The organism is Polaromonas sp. P1_E3 (genome assembly GCF_056405935.1).
Map to the genome: position 1 here is coordinate 23521 of NZ_JBFUBD010000016.1, position 16219 is coordinate 39739.

The 16219-nt window shown below is 63.6% G+C and carries 14 protein-coding genes; 9 read left to right on the forward strand and 5 right to left on the reverse strand.

Annotated elements, in window-relative coordinates:
• The first annotated feature begins 7 nt into the window (after positions 1-7).
• Both AC1D0Z_RS05075 and AC1D0Z_RS05080 read left to right on the forward strand, forming a co-directional pair.
• On the forward strand, positions 8-2623 hold the full coding sequence (locus AC1D0Z_RS05075) for a bifunctional aconitate hydratase 2/2-methylisocitrate dehydratase (protein WP_477657152.1): 2616 nt from the start codon (positions 8-10) through the stop codon (positions 2621-2623).
• Positions 2624-2678: 55 nt separating this feature from the next.
• A complete protein-coding gene (locus tag AC1D0Z_RS05080; protein ID WP_477657153.1) occupies positions 2679-3185 on the forward strand; it encodes a BON domain-containing protein in 507 nt (168 codons plus the stop codon).
• Between the two features lie 67 nt (positions 3186-3252).
• Here the strand turns inward: AC1D0Z_RS05080 and AC1D0Z_RS05085 are convergent, their stop codons facing one another.
• Both AC1D0Z_RS05085 and AC1D0Z_RS05090 read right to left on the reverse strand, forming a co-directional pair.
• Entirely contained in the window at positions 3253-3636 is a 384-nt protein-coding gene (locus tag AC1D0Z_RS05085; RefSeq protein ID WP_477657154.1) for a hypothetical protein, read from the reverse strand.
• 15 nt (positions 3637-3651) lie between these two features.
• On the reverse strand, positions 3652-4155 hold the full coding sequence (locus AC1D0Z_RS05090) for a pyridoxamine 5'-phosphate oxidase family protein (RefSeq protein ID WP_477657155.1): 504 nt from the start codon (positions 4153-4155) through the stop codon (positions 3652-3654).
• A 289-nt stretch (positions 4156-4444) separates the two neighbouring features.
• Here AC1D0Z_RS05090 and AC1D0Z_RS05095 point away from each other — a divergent pair, with 289 nt between their 5' ends.
• The 4 genes from AC1D0Z_RS05095 (at position 4445) to AC1D0Z_RS05110 (ending at position 8965) form a co-directional block, all read left to right on the forward strand.
• Positions 4445-5479 carry an iron ABC transporter substrate-binding protein gene (locus AC1D0Z_RS05095; RefSeq protein WP_477657156.1) on the forward strand — a complete coding sequence of 345 codons (1035 nt, stop codon included), beginning with the start codon at positions 4445-4447 and terminating at the stop codon, positions 5477-5479.
• A gap of 53 nt (positions 5480-5532) precedes the next feature.
• Entirely contained in the window at positions 5533-7125 is a 1593-nt protein-coding gene (locus tag AC1D0Z_RS05100) for an ABC transporter permease (RefSeq protein ID WP_477657157.1), read from the forward strand.
• On the forward strand, positions 7122-8240 hold the full coding sequence (locus tag AC1D0Z_RS05105; RefSeq protein WP_477657158.1) for an ABC transporter ATP-binding protein: 1119 nt from the start codon (positions 7122-7124) through the stop codon (positions 8238-8240). The genes AC1D0Z_RS05100 and AC1D0Z_RS05105 overlap by 4 nt, the downstream gene beginning before the upstream one ends.
• 362 nt (positions 8241-8602) lie before the next feature.
• Positions 8603-8965 (forward strand): DUF1428 domain-containing protein, encoded by a 363-nt coding sequence (locus AC1D0Z_RS05110; RefSeq protein WP_477657159.1) that lies wholly within the window; start codon positions 8603-8605, stop codon positions 8963-8965.
• A 5-nt stretch (positions 8966-8970) separates the two neighbouring features.
• Here the strand turns inward: AC1D0Z_RS05110 and AC1D0Z_RS05115 are convergent, their stop codons facing one another.
• Positions 8971-9813, reverse strand: coding sequence for a helix-turn-helix domain-containing protein (locus AC1D0Z_RS05115; protein WP_477657160.1), 843 nt, complete (start codon positions 9811-9813; stop codon positions 8971-8973).
• Positions 9814-9977: 164 nt separating this feature from the next.
• On the opposite strand from AC1D0Z_RS05115, the gene AC1D0Z_RS05120 reads away from it, so the two are divergent.
• The 3 genes from AC1D0Z_RS05120 (at position 9978) to AC1D0Z_RS05130 (ending at position 14828) form a co-directional block, all read left to right on the forward strand.
• The gene (locus AC1D0Z_RS05120) at positions 9978-10391 is read left to right on the forward strand and encodes a hypothetical protein (protein WP_477657161.1); all 414 of its coding nucleotides are present in this window, start codon (positions 9978-9980) and stop codon (positions 10389-10391) included.
• Between the two features lie 147 nt (positions 10392-10538).
• On the forward strand, positions 10539-13454 hold the full coding sequence (locus tag AC1D0Z_RS05125) for an aconitate hydratase (RefSeq protein WP_477657162.1): 2916 nt from the start codon (positions 10539-10541) through the stop codon (positions 13452-13454).
• A 159-nt stretch (positions 13455-13613) separates the two neighbouring features.
• The gene (locus AC1D0Z_RS05130) at positions 13614-14828 is read left to right on the forward strand and encodes an FAD-dependent monooxygenase (protein ID WP_477657163.1); all 1215 of its coding nucleotides are present in this window, start codon (positions 13614-13616) and stop codon (positions 14826-14828) included.
• A gap of 55 nt (positions 14829-14883) precedes the next feature.
• Here the strand turns inward: AC1D0Z_RS05130 and kynA are convergent, their stop codons facing one another.
• The gene (kynA, locus tag AC1D0Z_RS05135; protein ID WP_477657164.1) at positions 14884-15759 is read right to left on the reverse strand and encodes a tryptophan 2,3-dioxygenase; all 876 of its coding nucleotides are present in this window, start codon (positions 15757-15759) and stop codon (positions 14884-14886) included.
• Positions 15756-16219: kynureninase/PvdN C-terminal domain-containing protein (locus AC1D0Z_RS05140; RefSeq protein ID WP_477657165.1), on the reverse strand; the 464-nt coding region annotated here is incomplete at its 5' end. The genes kynA and AC1D0Z_RS05140, both read right to left, overlap by 4 nt.

Consider the following 16219-nt stretch of genomic DNA (forward strand, 5'->3'; position numbering starts at 1 on the left):
AAAAACCATGATGTCCGAGTTCTTGCAAACCTATCGCGCCCACGTCGCCGAGCGCGCCGTCACTGGCATCCCGCCGCTGCCGTTGTCGGCCAAGCAGACCGGGGAAGTCATTGAGCTGCTGAAGAATCCGCCCAAGGGCGAGGAAGCCTTCCTGGTCGATCTCATTACCCACCGTGTGCCTGCCGGTGTGGATGACGCGGCCAAAGTCAAGGCCAGCTACCTGGCTGCCGTGGCCCACGGCACCGAAAAGTGCGCGCTGATCTCGCGTGAAAAAGCCGTGCAACTGCTGGGTACCATGCTGGGCGGCTACAACATCAGCCCCATGGTCGAGCTGCTCGACGACGCTGAAGACAGCGTCGCCACGCAGGCGGCGAACGGCCTGAAGCACACGCTGCTCATGTTCGACCAGTTCCACGACGTGCAGGAAAAGGCCGGCAAGGGCAACAAATACGCCAAGGCCGTGCTGCAAAGCTGGGCGGACGCCGAGTGGTTCACCAGCCGCCCCGAAGTGCCTGAGTCGATCATGCTCACGATTTTCAAAGTCGCGGGCGAAATCAACACCGACGACCTCTCGCCCGCGCCCGACGCCTGGAGCCGCCCCGACATTCCGCTGCACGCGATTGCGATGCACAAGAATGCACGGCCCGGCGTTACGCCCGAAGAGGACGGCAAGCGCGGCCCGGTGAAGTTCATTGAAGAACTCAAGGCCAAGGGCAACCTCGTGGCCTATGTGGGCGACGTGGTCGGCACCGGCTCTTCACGCAAGTCGGCCACCAACTCCGTGCTGTGGTGGACGGGGCAGGACATTCCGTACGTGCCCAACAAGCGCTTCGGCGGTGTCTGCCTGGGCGGCAAGATCGCCCCGATCTTCTACAACACCATGGAAGACTCCGGCGCGCTACCGATCGAACTCGACGTGAGCCAGATGGCCATGGGCGACGTGATCGAACTGCGCCCCTACGACGGCAAGGCGCTGAAAGACGGCAAGGTCATCGCCGAGTTCAAGCTTAAAAGTGATGTGCTGTTTGACGAAGTGCGCGCCGGCGGCCGCATTCCGCTGATCGTCGGCCGCGGCCTCACCGCCAAGGCCCGCTTTGCGCTGGGCCTGCCACTGTCTACCCAGTTCCGTCTGCCCGTCAGCCCTGAAGACAACGGCCGCGGTTTCACGCTGGCGCAAAAAATGGTCGGCCGTGCGGTTGGCCTGCCGGAAGGCCAGGGCGTGCGCCCCGGCACGTACTGCGAACCCAAGATGACCTCGGTCGGCTCGCAGGACACCACCGGCCCTATGACGCGCGATGAGCTGAAAGACCTGGCCTGCCTGGGCTTCAGCTCCGACCTGGTCATGCAGTCCTTCTGCCACACCGCGGCTTACCCCAAGCCAGTTGACGTGAAGATGCACCACGAGCTGCCCGACTTCATCAGCACCCGCGGCGGCATCTCGTTGCGTCCCGGTGACGGCATCATTCACAGCTGGCTCAACCGCATGCTGCTGCCCGACACCGTCGGCACCGGCGGCGACAGCCATACCCGTTTCCCCATCGGCATCAGCTTCCCCGCAGGCTCCGGCCTCGTGGCTTTTGGCGCCGCCACCGGTGTCATGCCGCTGGACATGCCTGAATCTGTGCTGGTGCGCTTCAAAGGCGAAATGCAGCCCGGCATCACGCTGCGCGACCTGGTCAACGCGATCCCGCTGTACGCCATCAAGGCCGGCCTGCTGACGGTCGCCAAGCAGGGCAAGAAGAACATCTTCTCGGGCCGCATCCTGGAGATCGAAGGCTTGCCAGACCTGAAAGTGGAGCAGGCGTTCGAGCTCTCCGACGCCTCCGCAGAGCGCTCTGCCGGCGGCTGCACGGTGCACCTGAACAAGGAACCCATCATCGAATACATCAACAGCAACATCACGATGCTGAAATGGATGATCGCCACGGGTTACTCGGACGTGCGCACCATCAAGCGCCGCATCCAGGCCATGGAAGCCTGGCTGGCCGACCCACAATTGCTGAAGGCCGACGCGGATGCCGAATACGCCGCCGTCATCGAAATCGACCTGGCCGACATCCATGAACCCATCGTCGCCTGCCCGAACGACCCTGACGACGTGAAGACTCTGGCCGAAGTTGCCGGCAGCAAGATCGACGAAGTGTTTATCGGCAGCTGCATGACCAACATCGGCCACTTCCGTGCGGCTTCCAAGCTGCTCGAAAACAAGCGCGACATCCCCGTCAAACTGTGGATGGCGCCGCCCACCAAGATGGACGCCAAACAGTTGACGGAAGAAGGCCACTACGGCGTGCTCGGCTCGGCCGGTGCACGCATGGAGATGCCGGGCTGCAGCCTGTGCATGGGCAACCAGGCGCAGGTGAAAGAGGGCGCTATCGTGTTCTCTACCTCCACCCGCAACTTCCCGAATCGCCTGGGCAAGAACTCCAACGTCTACCTCGGTTCCGCCGAACTGGCCGCGATCTGCTCCAAGCTCGGCCGCATCCCCACCAAGGCCGAATACATGGCCGACATGGGCGTGCTGACGGCTGCCAGCGACACGGTTTACCAATACCTCAACTTCGACAAGGTCAAAGACTACACCGACATGGCCGACACCGTGAAGGACGGCGTGCCCGCCTGAGTGGACACCCTGCCTGCGGCTTGACAGCTGCAAGCTGAAATGGAAGGATGAAGTGATGAAGAAACCGTCACTTCTTTCCTTCCTTTTTTTTGCCTTTTTGTCGGCAATGGCTTGCGACGCAATCGCCCAGGAAGCGCGAACCAACGCCTTCAACGACCCTTTCCTGCAGGTCACGTCGGCGATCAACCCGTGCCCTGTGCCTGAGGGCCCGCTCTACACCGAGCAGGAGGTGCGCGACGTCGCCCATGTGCGCGCGCAGCACGGCGGCAGCTGCTACCGCGTGGGGCGATGCCGGCTGGCCAATTCCTATCTGTACGACGCTGAAATCATCCCGCGCGTATCCCAATACATCAAGCTTGACGGCCGTTTTGATGACACCAGCGTGTGGGTGCAGGGCGAGCGGCGGCTGGTGTTCCTCAAAGGCTGTGTGAAGACACGTGAGCAAGCCGAGGCCCTTGAAAAGGCCGTCTGGCTGGTCGATGACGTGATGGGTGTGGTGAACTACCTGCGCGTGGGCGACGAGCCGGTGCGTTATGTGCCGGCACAGCCCGAGAAAAAATAAGCCATTCCTTCAAGGAAAAGCCCCGCAAGGCATCGCGGGGCTTTTTTATGGAGGATCCTTGCGAAATCTACAGCCCCGACGGCAACGGGTCCACCACCCGCAGCTCCGACCCATCGACAAATTTCAGGTACCAGAACTCCGGCATGGCGGGCTGGTTGGGCCGTATGTGGCTGACGTTCGTTGGCATGACATACACCGTGCTGGCGCCATCATCAGGCGGTGGCGCCAGGTAGTGGCGCCTGGCGGCCACGAGCCCGCCGATCGCCGACACCACGGTGCCGATCGACTCGAGGACTGCGTTGACTGTTGTGCCCTGGCCCAGCATATGAATGGTGGTGCGGCCCACCAGGTCAGGCCGGGAGGCTTCCACATACAACACAGCCGAGGTGTTGATGCGCAGGTCATCAGGTGCTGCCGGGTCGGTGGCTTTATTGAAGGAGATGAAAGGCATGATGGGCGTCCCTGTTCAGGACAGGTGCAGTTCTTTGTGCTCGCCCAGCCGGGGAGGCGTGTCCCCGGTAAGTGCTGCCCTCGCCATTTTTGCCAGCTGGACCATCTTGCTTTCCTTCACATCCCAGTACTCGGCGTGCTGGATTCGCACTTCCAGCAAGGCCAGGTCCGGGTCGTTCACGCCGGCGGGAAACCAGGCCCGCGCCACCTGCGACCAAAGCGTTTCTTTTTTGGCCTGGTCTTCAGAGATCACAGCCTGGCCTGACAGCGACACATAGCTGTCATCGCCGGGGTCGGCATACGACACGTTCACGTTGCCATCCTGCTGCAGGCGCTGGGCGAGTTCGCTCTTGCGCGAAATGAAAAAATACAGCTGTGCGCCTTCGTCGATGGACTGGTTCTGGGTCGTCAGGGGATGGGCGTGCAGCATGCCGCTGGCGTGGCGGTGCGTCAGCATGCCGTACTTGATGTCCCGGATCAATTCCCAGAGGGTGTCGTGGTCTGATTTGGCTGCGCTCATGAAAACTCCGTGTGGATGGGTAACACCTCAGCGTAAGCAGTGCGCCCGAAGCCGCTCATCAGCGGGCGGCGCGGGCATCTGTCAGCAAGTGCCGACAGCTCCCCGCCCGGCACGACCCGTGTAAACCATCGCCTGACAGGGGAACCAAATGGGGAAACGGTTACCATACATGAGAGTCATTCGCATTTGCATGACGGTTTTCTTACAGGCGCGGCGCAAGGCTTTATCGGCTTTTGCACCTTGGCCTGCCCAGCCGCATCTGTCCCCGCTTCTTTTGTAAAGGTGTTCCATGAAACTGTTGTCTTCCTTCCTGGCCAGTGCCGCGCTGGCCGCAAGCCTGCTGGCTGCGCCCCTGGCCTCCACCGCGCAAACTGCCCAGGCCGCCAAACCCACCGCCGAAGGCATCGTGGTCTACAACGCCCAGCACGCCAGCCTGACCAAGGCCTGGGCCGATGCCTTCAGCAAGGAGACCGGCATCAAGGTGACCCTGCGCAACGGCAGCGACACCGAGCTGGGCAACCAGATCGTGCAGGAAGGCAAGGCCTCGCCTGCGGACGTGTTCCTGACAGAAAACTCACCAGCCATGGCGCTGGTCGACAACGCCGGGCTGTTCGCCCCGCTGGATACGGCCACGCTGTCGGAAGTGCCCGCCAACTTCCGTCCCGCGCATGGCCGGTGGACGGGTATCGCCGCGCGCAGCACGGTGTTTGTCTACAACAAGGCCAGGCTCACACCCGACCAGTTGCCCAGGTCCATGCTGGACCTGGCCACCCCCGCCTGGAAGGGCCGCTGGGCTGCATCGCCTTCCGGCGCCGACTTCCAGGCCATCGTGAGCGCGCTGCTGGAGCTCAAGGGCGAGGCCGCCACTGCCGCCTGGCTCAAGGCCATGAAGGAAAACGCCACGCCTTACAAAGGCAACGGCACGGTGCTCAAGGCCGTCAACGCCGGCCAGATTGAAGGCGGAATCATCTATCACTATTACTATTACGGCGACCAGTCCAAGACGGGCGAGAACAGCAACAACACCCAGCTGCATTACTTTCGCAACCAGGACCCTGGCGCTTTTGTAAGTATCTCCGGCGGCGGCGTGCTGGCCTCCAGCCGGCACCAGCCCGAGGCGCAAGCCTTTGTGAAATGGATCGCCGGCAAAGGCGGCCAGGACATCCTGAAAACCGGTGACGCCTACGAATACGCCGTCGGCAACGGCGCGGCGTCCAACCCCARGCTGGTGCCSYTGGCYGAGCTGCAGGCGCCCAAGGTCGAGCCGTCMAARCTCAACAGCAAAAAAGTCAGCGACCTGATGACCCAAGCCGGCCTGCTGTAAGCCAGCTTCAACAGCTTTATGCCATTTCAGATTTGCCGATCTGACCCCGCTTTGTGAGTGCCGTTCCTCTTGACGCAGATGCCACGGTGAACCCGTCGGTGGTGCTGTTGCCTGCGCATGCGGCGAGGTACGAGAATTGGCGTCTGTCCTGGGTGGCCGGCGCCGCGCTGGTCGTTTCGCTGCTGGCCTTGCTGCCGCTGGGCTTTGTGCTCTGGGTGGGCGTTCAAACCGGTTGGGACACGGCTTATGCCCTGATCTTCCGGCCGCGCGTCGGCGAGTTGCTGGTCAACACCGCACTGCTGGTGGCGCTGACAGTGCCGTTGTGCGCAGTGCTGGCCGTGGCGCTGGCCTGGCTGACCGAGCGCAGCGACTTGCCCGGCGCACGCACCTGGGCCTGGCTGCTGGTCGCGCCGCTGGCGGTGCCAGCCTTTGTACACAGCTATGCCTGGATGACGGTTGCGCCCGGCCTGCACGGCTTGCCCGCGGGCGTGATGGTCTCGGTCATCGCCTACTTTCCGTTTTTGTATTTGCCGGTGGCCGCAGCCCTGCGCCGGCTGGACCCGGCAATGGAAGACAGCGCCGCCTCGCTGGGCCTGGGCCCGTGGGCGGTGTTCTTTCGGGTGGTGCTGCCGCAGCTTCGGCTGGCGGTATGCGGTGGCTCGCTGCTGGTGGGCCTTCACCTCCTGGCCGAATACGGCCTCTACGTGATGATCCGCTTCGACACCTTCACGACCGCCATCGTTGACCAGTTCCAGTCGACCTACAACGGGCCCGCGGCCAACATGCTCTCGGGCGTGCTGGTGGTGTGCTGCTTCGCGCTGCTGGGGCTTGAGTCGGCCGTGCGCGGCAAGGAGCGTTATGCGCGCGTCGGCTCCGGTGCCGCGCGCCTGATCGTCAAGCGCCAGCTGGGCCGCTTCACCGCGCTGTGCCTGTTGCTGCCCGGGCTGCTCTGCGCGCTGGCGCTGGGCGTGCCGCTCGTCACCCTCACGCGCTGGCTGGTGGCCGGCGGCGTGGCGGTATGGCGCATGGACGAGATCAGCCCGGCCCTGATTCAAACTTTGGGACTGGCCGTTGCCGGTGCACTGCTCACCACCGTGGCCGCCGTACCCATGGCGTGGCTGTCGATCCGTTCGCCGGGGCGGCTGCAGCGGGTGCTGGAAGCCTGCAACTATATGGTGGGTTCGTTGCCCGGCGTGGTTGTGGCGCTGGCGCTGGTCACCGTCACGGTGCGCCTGCCGATTTACCAGACAGCGGCCACGGTGCTGCTGGCCTATCTGCTGATGTTTTTGCCGCGCGCGCTGATCAGCCTGCGCGCCGGCATCGCGCAGGCGCCGGTTGAGCTGGAGCAGGCCGCACGCAGCCTGGGCCGCACGCCCGCGCAGGCGCTATGGGCCGTCACGATGCGGCTGGCCGCACCCAGCGCGGCGGCCGGTGCTGCGCTGGTGGGCCTGGGCATCACCAACGAACTCACGGCCACGCTGATGCTGGCGCCCAACGGCACGCGCACGCTGGCCACTTCCTTTTGGGCCTACAGCAGCGAGATCGACTACGCCGCCGCCGCGCCCTATGCGCTCATCATGGTGCTGCTGTCGCTGCCCATGACCTGGCTGCTCTATACCCAATCCAAACGCTCGGCGGGACGATGACAACCTCTCTTGAACTGAACGGCCTGCGCAAACGCTATGGCTCCGTGGAAGCACTGGGCGGTGTTCACCTGCAGGTTCCGGCAGGCAGCCGCACCGCCATCGTCGGGCCTTCAGGTTCCGGCAAAACCACCTTGCTGCGCATCATTGCCGGTTTTGAAGTGCCCGATGCCGGGCGTGTCGTGCTGGGCGGGCGGCAACTGGCCGATGGACCGGACGCCGTGCCGGCGCACCAGCGCGGCATCGGTTTTGTGCCGCAGGACGGCGCGCTGTTTCCCCACCTGACCATTGAAGGCAATGTTGGTTTTGGCCTGCCGCGCAGCACGCCGCAGCGCGCCGAACGCATCGCCGAGCTGATGGACATGGTCGCGCTCGACATCGCCATGCTCAGCCGCCGCCCGCATGAGTTGTCGGGCGGCCAGCAGCAGCGGGTGGCATTGGCCCGCGCACTGGCCCAGCGCCCGCAGCTGATGTTGCTCGATGAGCCTTTTTCCGCGCTGGACACGGGCCTGCGCGCCAGCACCCGCAAAGCCGTCGCGCAATTGCTCAGCGGCGCCGGCATCACCACCATCCTGGTCACACACGACCAGACCGAAGCCTTGTCGTTCGCCGACCAGGTCGCTGTGATGCGTGAGGGGCAACTGGTGCAGGCCGGCCGCCCGGTTGATCTGTATCTGCGGCCCCGTGATGCGGCAGTGGCCGGTTTCCTGGGCGACGCCATCGTGCTGCCTGCGCAGCTGGCAGGCGGCTGGGCTGACTGCGCGCTGGGGCGGGTCGCCGTCAACAACAGCCAGTGCAGCGGTGCGGCGCAGATCATGCTGCGGCCGGAGCAACTGCAGCTGGCCGAAGTCCCGGCGCAGTCGGCTGCGCAAAATGCGGATCCGGCGGCATGTTACGGCGCGGTCATCGACGCCGATTTTGGCGGGCCGGTTTGTGTGCTGTCGGTGCGCCTGCTGCGCAACGCCGGCTGGTTCCCGGCGGAAAAGGCCGCAGCGGCAGCCGCGGCAGAACCCGCGTGGGATGCGCCGCTGCGGGTGCGCAGCTCCGGTCTGCATGCTCCGTCCCCTGGGGCCATGGTCCGTATCACGGTGGACGGCCAGGCACATGTATTTGGATAAGCCGGCTGGCAGAAAATCACTGCCCCAGCGCTTCATTGGGAAGAAATAATGGCTGCAGGCCAATAGTGACGGGCGCAAGCAGCTATTAAATCAATAGCAGACAACTGCCGCCCACTCGTGCGACCCAGCCCGGGACGGGCTTTGCGGCCATACCTGCGCAGAGAGCAGGCCTCGGCCGGCCGGCCATACATGCCTTGTTACCAATTTTTGAAGCGGATCAGCAGGTCTTTGGGTAAATTGTGTACGGCGTACACAAGCTGTAGGCATTCTTTTTATCGGCTTTCATGGCGGCTGGCATCTGATGGATTGCCCGGCCTTTCATGGCAAGTATTGACCCAAAGGCTTATCCAAAGGAGATTCCCATGGCCCGTTATGTTGATGGATTCATCGTCGCCGTCCCTGCCAACAAGGTGGAGGACTACCGCAAGCTGTCCCGAAAGGCCGGCAAGATCTGGATGGAATACGGTGCGCTCGAATACACCGAGTGCATCGCTGATGACGTGAAGCCCGGCAAGCTCACTTCATTTCCGCAAAGCGTCAAGCTCAAGGCCGGCGAGGTGGTGGTGTTCTCATGGATCACCTACAAGTCGCGCAAACAGYGGGACAGCGTCAACAAAAAGGTCATGTCCGACCCGCGCCTGGAGGCCATGATGGACCCGAAGAATCTTCCCTTTGACGGCAAACGCATGATCTGGGGCGGCTTCAAGACCATTGTCGAGTTGTGAACGGCTCAATGCGCCTGGCTTTGCGCCGCCAGCGCCAGTAGCGCCTGGCGTGTGAAGTCATTCGCCGGAAAAAACGTTTCCATCGCGAGTTCCTGCAGCGTCACATCTACCGGTGTGCCAAAGATGGTGGTGGTGCTGATAAAGCTCAGCATGCCGGCGGGCGTCTTGAACATGAAAGGCATGACCACGCCCGGGTGCTCGCCGTCGAGGTGTTCGTTTTTCGCCTCATCGGGCACGGGGTAGGCTTTGAGCTCTTCCAGCAGGGCGGCCARCACCGGGTCGGTCGTCGCCGCGACCTGCTGGCGCAGGCGCTCAAATATGTGCGCGCGCCACTGCAGCAGGTTGGCGATGCGCGGCGCGAGGCCCTTGGGGTGCAGGCTCAGGCGCAACACGTTCACCGGGCCCTCCAGCAGCGAGACATCGGCGCCTTCCATCAGGTGCGGCACCATGCGATTGGCGGCCACCAGGTTCCAGTGCCGGTCTACCGCCAGCGCGGGGTACGGCTCATGGCTTTTGAGCAGCAGCTCCACCGCCTGCCGGGCAGAGGCCAGCGCCGGGTCGTCCAGCGGGCGCTCGCGGTACATCGGCGCATAGCCGGCCGCCACCAGCAGTGCATTGCGCTCGCGCAAAGGGATGTCAAGCCGCTCCGACAGCCGCAGCACCATTTCGCGGCTGGGCACCGAGCGGCCGGTTTCCACAAAACTCAAATGACGTGTCGAGATGTCGGCTTCCTGCGCCAGGTCCAGCTGGCTCAGGCGCCGGTGCTGGCGCCAGTGGCGCAGGTGGTCGCCAAAGGGTTGGGCCGCACGAGGCGCGGGACGGCTGGGGGGATGAATGCTGGCAGTCATGGCGCCATCGTAAAGCGAACAGGGTGTTTTTCCATTACCTCTCAGGTTATCGACGGGCGGCCGATGCGCGGGAATGATGACTCCCATGCGCGCCGACCCGGCGGCCCGGCGCGCTGATCCACATCACTGTTCTGTCACCGGCTGCCACTTTCAGGAGTTTTGCCATGTTTTCGAGTTCCATCCTGTCTTCTCCCAACTTCCTGCGCAACGTGCTGCGTGTGGATGCGCTTTCATGCATTGCCTGCGGCGTGCTGCAAGTGGCCTTTCCTGCCGCGATGGCCCGCCTGCTGAACCTGCCCGAGGGCCTGGTTGCCTACACCGGCGAGTTCCTGCTGGTCTATGCGGCGGTCGTCGCTTTTGTTTCAACGCGTAATTCCTTCCCGCGCGGCGTCATCTGGGTATTGGTGGCGGGCAACGTCAGCTGGGCGCTGGCCTGCGTGCTCCTGCTGATCAGTGGCGGCATGTCGCCTTCCATGCTGGGTGTGGCCTATGTGGTGATACAAGCGCTGACTGTGGCGGTGCTGGCGGAACTGCAGTACTTCGGCGTGCAACGCGCGGCCCCACAGCCGGCCTGGTAGAGGCCAGCAGAAAGGCAGCAGAAGCGCGCAAGGCTGCACAAGCCTGGCGCAAGACTGGGCAGGCGGGCAGGGTATGCAGGCGCGGGCCCCCACGGGACCGCGGTGCCTGCCAGAATGGGGGCTGCTGTCAATAAAAAGGAGTCCGCCATGGCCAAACCGCCTCCCCACGCTTTTTCGTCCACGCTCAAAAGCTTCAAGACCGCCTCCGGCAAAACCGGCAAGTTCTACTCCTTGCCCGAGCTTGCCAAACAATTCCCCAAAGTTGCTCGTCTGCCGGTGTCCATGCGCATCGTGCTGGAATCCGTGCTGCGCAACTGCGACGGCAAAAAGGTCACGGCCGAGCACGTGGCACAGCTGGCCAACTGGCTGCCGCAAGCTGAGCGCAGCGACGAAATACCGTTTGTGGTGTCGCGCGTGGTGCTGCAGGACTTCACCGGCGTGCCGCTCCTGGCCGACCTGGCCGCGATGCGCAGCGTGGCACTCAAACTCGGCAAGAACCCCAAGGCCATCGAGCCGCTGGTGCCGGTCGACCTGGTGGTGGACCATTCCATCATGGTCGACTATTACGGCAAGAAAAATTCGCTCGACCTGAACATGAAGCTGGAGTTCCAGCGCAACCGCGAGCGTTACGAATTCATGAAGTGGGGCATGCAGGCTTTTGACACCTTTGGCGTGGTGCCCCCGGGATTCGGCATCGTGCACCAGGTCAACCTCGAATACCTGGCGCGCGGCGTGCACAAAACCGCTGATGGCGTTTACTACCCCGACTCGCTGGTTGGAACCGACAGCCACACCACCATGATCAATGGCATCGGCGTGGTGGCCTGGGGTGTGGGTGGCATTGAAGCCGAAGCCGCCATGCTGGGGCAGCCGGTTTACTTCCTCACGCCAGACGTGGTCGGTTTCGAATTGACCGGCCGCCTGCGCGAAGGCGTGACCGCCACTGACCTGGTGCTGCGTGTGACCGAGCAGCTGCGCCGCGAAAAAGTCGTGGGTAAGTTCGTCGAGTTCTTCGGTGAGGGCACGCGCACGCTGGCCTTGCCGGACCGCGCCACCATCGGCAACATGGCGCCCGAATACGGCGCCACCATGGGCTTCTTCCCCGTCGATGAAAAAACCATCGACTACTTCAAGGGCACGGGGCGCACCAAGGAAGRGATCGAAGCCTTCGAGGCTTACTTCAAGGCGCAGGGCCTCTTTGGCGTGGCCAGGGCCGGCGAGATTGATTACTCGCATGTGGTCAAGCTGGACCTGGGCGACGTCACACCCAGCCTGGCTGGCCCCAAGCGTCCGCAGGACCGCATTGAGCTTGGCAATGTTGCCGGCCAGTTCAAGTCGCTGTTCAGCAAGCCGATTGCGGAGAATGGTTTCAACCAGCCGCCGGCCATGCTCACCACGCGCCACCTGGTGCGGCGTACCGATGAAGGCCGGCTGGACACGCTGCCGTCTGCACCGCCTACACCGGCCGGTGCCGCACGCCCCGTGATGGAGATGGAAGGCAATCGACCGACGCTGGCGCACGCTCGCGCCAGCAACACCACGGATGCTCCTGCAAAGGCGCAGACCGAGGTTGTGCATTCAGCGCCAGGCATTACCGTGGGCAACGGTGACGTGCTGATCGCTGCCATCACCAGCTGCACCAACACCTCCAACCCCAGCGTGCTGCTGGCGGCCGGCCTGCTGGCCAAGAAAGCAGTGGAAGCGGGCCTCAAGGTACAGCCGCACATCAAGACCTCGCTGGCGCCCGGCTCGCGCATCGTGACCGAGTATCTGACCGAAACGGGATTGCTGCCTTACCTTGAAAAGCTTGGTTTCGCGCTTGCCGGTTACGGCTGCACTACTTGCATCGGCAATGCCGGCGACCTGACGCCCGAACTCAACGAGGCCATCAGCAAGAGTGACCTGGTCTGCGCGGCCGTGCTTTCGGGTAACCGCAACTTCGAGGCGCGCATCCATCCCAACCTCAAGGCCAACTTCCTGGCCAGCCCGCCGCTGGTGGTGGCCTACGCCATTGCCGGCACGGTGATGCGCGACCTGATGACCGAGCCCGTCGGCAAAGGCAAGGGCGGAAAAGACGTATACCTCGGCGACATCTGGCCGACCAGCGACGAAATCTACAAGCTGATGAAGTACGCCATGAACGGCAAGGCCTTTCGCGCCAACTACGCCAAGGTCAAGACAGAGCCCGGCAAACTCTGGGAAAACATCAAGGGCGTCAAGGGCACGTCCTACACCTGGCCCGCCAGCACCTACATTGCCGAGCCGCCCTTCTTCAAGGACTTCACCATGGAAGCGGGGAAGGCCGCAAGCGTGTCGGTCAAGGGCGCGCGCATCATGGCGCTGTTTGGCGACTCCATCACCACCGACCACATCTCACCGGCCGGCTCCATCAAGGCCAGCTCGCCCGCAGGCCAGTGGCTGCAGGCCAATGGTGTGCAAAAGGCCGACTTCAACAGCTACGGCGCACGCCGCGGCAACCACGACGTGATGATGCGCGGGACGTTTGCCAACGTACGCATCAAGAACCTGATGATTCCGCCCGATGCAGAAGGCTCGCGCGAAGAGGGCGGCGTGACGCTGTTCCAGCCCAAAGCTGGAACCAGCAGCGCAAGCGCAGCTGGCGAAAAGATGTTCATCTACGACGCCGCCATGAAATACATCGAGCAGGGAACACCGACGGTGATCTTTGCCGGTGAGGAATACGGCACGGGTTCGTCACGTGACTGGGCCGCCAAGGGTACGCAGCTGCTGGGCATCAAGGCCGTGGTGGCGCGCAGTTTTGAGCGCATCCACCGCAGCAACCTGGTCGGCATGGGTGTGCTGCCCCTGCAGTTCAAGCCCGGCGAATCGTGGCAGACACTCAAGCTCACCGGCAATGAAGTCATCGACGTGATTCCGCACCCCGAGCTCAAGCCGCAAAGCGAAGCCAAACTCGTCATCACGCGCGCCGACGGTTCTCGCGAGGAAGTCACCGTGATACTGCGCGTCGACACACCCATAGAGGTCGACTACTACCGCAACGGCGGAATTTTGCCGTTTGTGCTGCGGCAGCTTCTCGCCTGATGCGGAGTAGCGAAGCAATTTCCCGCCGGGCCGCCCCAAGGGAAATGAGCCCCCTCGGGGGGCAGCGAGCCACACGCGGTGGGCGAGCGTGGGGGCCTTATGCCCGCCGGGCCRCCCCAAGGGAAATTAGCCCCCTCGGGGGGCAGGGAACTACACACAGTGAGTGAGCGTGGGGGCCCTATTAAACAAGCCCTGATTGCCGGCGGCGGCATCGGCGGATTGGCGGCGGCGCTCGCGGCCTCGCGCGCCGGCTGGGACGTGCGACTGTTTGAACGCGCCAGCGCCTTCAGCGAAGTCGGCGCCGGCATCCAGCTCGGCCCCAATGTGGTCAAAGTGCTGCATGGCTGGGGACTGGCCGAAGCGCTCCAGGCCGTGGCCGCCATTCCCGAGCGCTTGCAGGTGCGCAGTGCCCTATCAGGCCAACTGCTGGGCGAGTTGCCGCTGGGCACCGCCATGGCTCAGCGTTATGGCGCGCCTTATCTCTCCATTCATCGCGCAGACCTTCACGGCGTGCTGCTGCAGGCTGTGCAGCAGCACGCCGACGTGAAGCTGCATCTGAGCCGGCCTCTACAGTCTTTTAGCCAGACCGCGCAAGCCGTCACGGTGCAGGCCGACGACGGCCCCGGCATTGAAGGCGACGCGCTGATAGGCGCAGACGGCATCTGGAGCACGGTGCGCCAGGAATTGCTGGGCGACGGCCTGCCGCGCCGCACCGGCCACCTGGCTTACCGCGCCTTGGTGCGGCAGTCCGATTTACCTGAATTGCTCAGGAGCCGGCAGGTCACAGTCKGGCTGGGGCCCCGCATGCACGTGGTGCAATATCCGGTGCGCGGCGGTGAATTTCTTAATGTGGTGGCCATCGTTCATGGCGAAGTTGCGGCCGAAGCCGACTTGTGGGACCACAGCGCCAACGCCGCCGACCTGGCCGCCGTGACAGCCGGGTGCTGTGCGGCCTTGCGCGAAGTGATGGACGCCATTGAAGGCTGGCGCCTGTGGGTGCTGCACGACCGTGCGCCCATGCAGGGCGCCCACCAGCACGCCGTGGGCCGCGTTGCGCTTCTGGGCGACGCCGCCCATCCCATGCGTCCCTACCTGGCACAAGGCGCCGGGATGGCGATTGAAGACGCCGCCGAACTGGGCCACGCCTTGGCCCAGGCGCTCGACCCGGCCCTCGACGTGCCTACCATGCTGCAGCGCTATGCGCTCAACCGCTGGCAACGCAATGCGCGCGTGCAGGCGCGGGCGTTGCGCAACGGGCAACTATTCCATGCCCATGGCCTGCTGCGGTGGGGACGCGATGTGTCCATGAAATTGCTTGGCGAGAAGTTGCTGGACATGCCCTGGCTGTATGGCGCAACGCTAAAAACATCCTGACGCGGTCCTCGATGTAGTAAATTTACAGCCGGTGTTTGGGGGTATTGAGCGGTGTCTAGAGGTCCGTGCGCAGCTTCCAGATCTCCGGGAACAACACTACATCCAGCATCTTGCGCAGGTAGCTGACGCCGCCGGTGCCCCCGGTGCCGCGCTTGAAGCCGATCACGCGCTCCACGGTGGTGACATGGCGGAAGCGCCAAAGCCGGAACGCATCTTCCAGGTCGGTGAGCTCTTCGCCCAGCTGGTACAGGTCCCAGTATTTCTTCGGGTCGCGGTAGACCACCAGCCAGGCCTGCTCAACCTCATCGCTTTCGACATAGCCCTGAGTCCAGTCGCGCGATGTGTGGGTAGGGGGAACCGGCAGGCCACGGCGGGCCAACAGGCGCAAGGCTTCGTCGTAGAGCGACGGGGCTTCGTAGGCGGCCTGCACCTGCGCCAGCAGGTCGGGGCGGTGCGCGTGGGGCTTGAGCATGGCGGCGTTCTTGTTGCCGAGCGCGAATTCAATGCAGCGGTACTGTGCACTTTGAAAGCCGCTGGAGTTGGCCAGGTAAGGGCGTATCGCGCTGTACTCGGGTGGCGTCATGGTGGCCAGCACATCCCAGGCGTGCACCAGCTGCTCCATGATGCGGCTCACGCGGGCCAGCATCTTGAAGGCGCCGCCCAGCTCGTCGTTGGCGACGTTGGCGATCGCGGCGCGCAACTCGTGCAGCATCAGCTTCATCCAGAGTTCGCTGGTCTGGTGCTGAATGATGAACAGCATCTCGTTGTGATCGGGCKAGAGCGGCTTTTGTGCGCCCAGGATCGCATCGAGCTGCAGGTAGTCACCGTAGCTCATGGATTTACTGAAGTCGAGCTGCGCTTTTTCGTCGCGCACGATGTCTGCCGGCGCTTGCGCTTTATTGCCCTTGTCGTTGTTGCTGTTATTCATCATGTGACCGCGTGCTTCTGGTTGAATTCGGCTTTTCGCCATTCATCGGTTTCGAGTACTTGCTTCAAATGCTCGACCGCGTTCCACACGTCTTCAAATCCGATGTAGAGCGGCGTGAAACCGAAGCGCAGGATGTCGAGGTGCTTGCCTGCGCCGCCGTCACCGGCGCGGAAGTCGCCGATTACGCCGCGCGCGATGAGTGCCTGCACGATGGCGTACGCGCCTTCTGTTTTGGTGAGACACACCTGTGAGCCGCGCCCCGCATGCTCGCGCGGCGTGGCCAGGCCCAAGCCGTGGCCCGTGCAGCGGTCCTCGACGAGCTGGATAAACAGGTCGGTGAGCGCCAGCGATTTTTTCCGCAGTGCCTGCATCCCACCCAGTGGTTCCGCGGCTAACACGGTGTCCAGCCCGCATTCCAGCGCCGTCATGCTCAGGATGGGCTGGGTGCCGCAGAGGTAGCGTG

Bases quoted from the DNA above. Each gene is read 5' to 3' on its own strand.
- AC1D0Z_RS05075 (WP_477657152.1), top strand. From the start codon at position 8: ATGATGTCCGAGTTCTTGCAAACCTATCGCGCCCACGTCGCCGAGCGC.
- AC1D0Z_RS05080 (WP_477657153.1), top strand. From the start codon at position 2,679: ATGAAGAAACCGTCACTTCTTTCCTTCCTTTTTTTTGCCTTTTTGTCG.
- AC1D0Z_RS05085 (WP_477657154.1), bottom strand. From the start codon at position 3,636: ATGCCTTTCATCTCCTTCAATAAAGCCACCGACCCGGCAGCACCTGAT.
- AC1D0Z_RS05090 (WP_477657155.1), bottom strand. From the start codon at position 4,155: ATGAGCGCAGCCAAATCAGACCACGACACCCTCTGGGAATTGATCCGG.
- AC1D0Z_RS05105 (WP_477657158.1), top strand. From the start codon at position 7,122: ATGACAACCTCTCTTGAACTGAACGGCCTGCGCAAACGCTATGGCTCC.
- AC1D0Z_RS05120 (WP_477657161.1), top strand. From the start codon at position 9,978: ATGTTTTCGAGTTCCATCCTGTCTTCTCCCAACTTCCTGCGCAACGTG.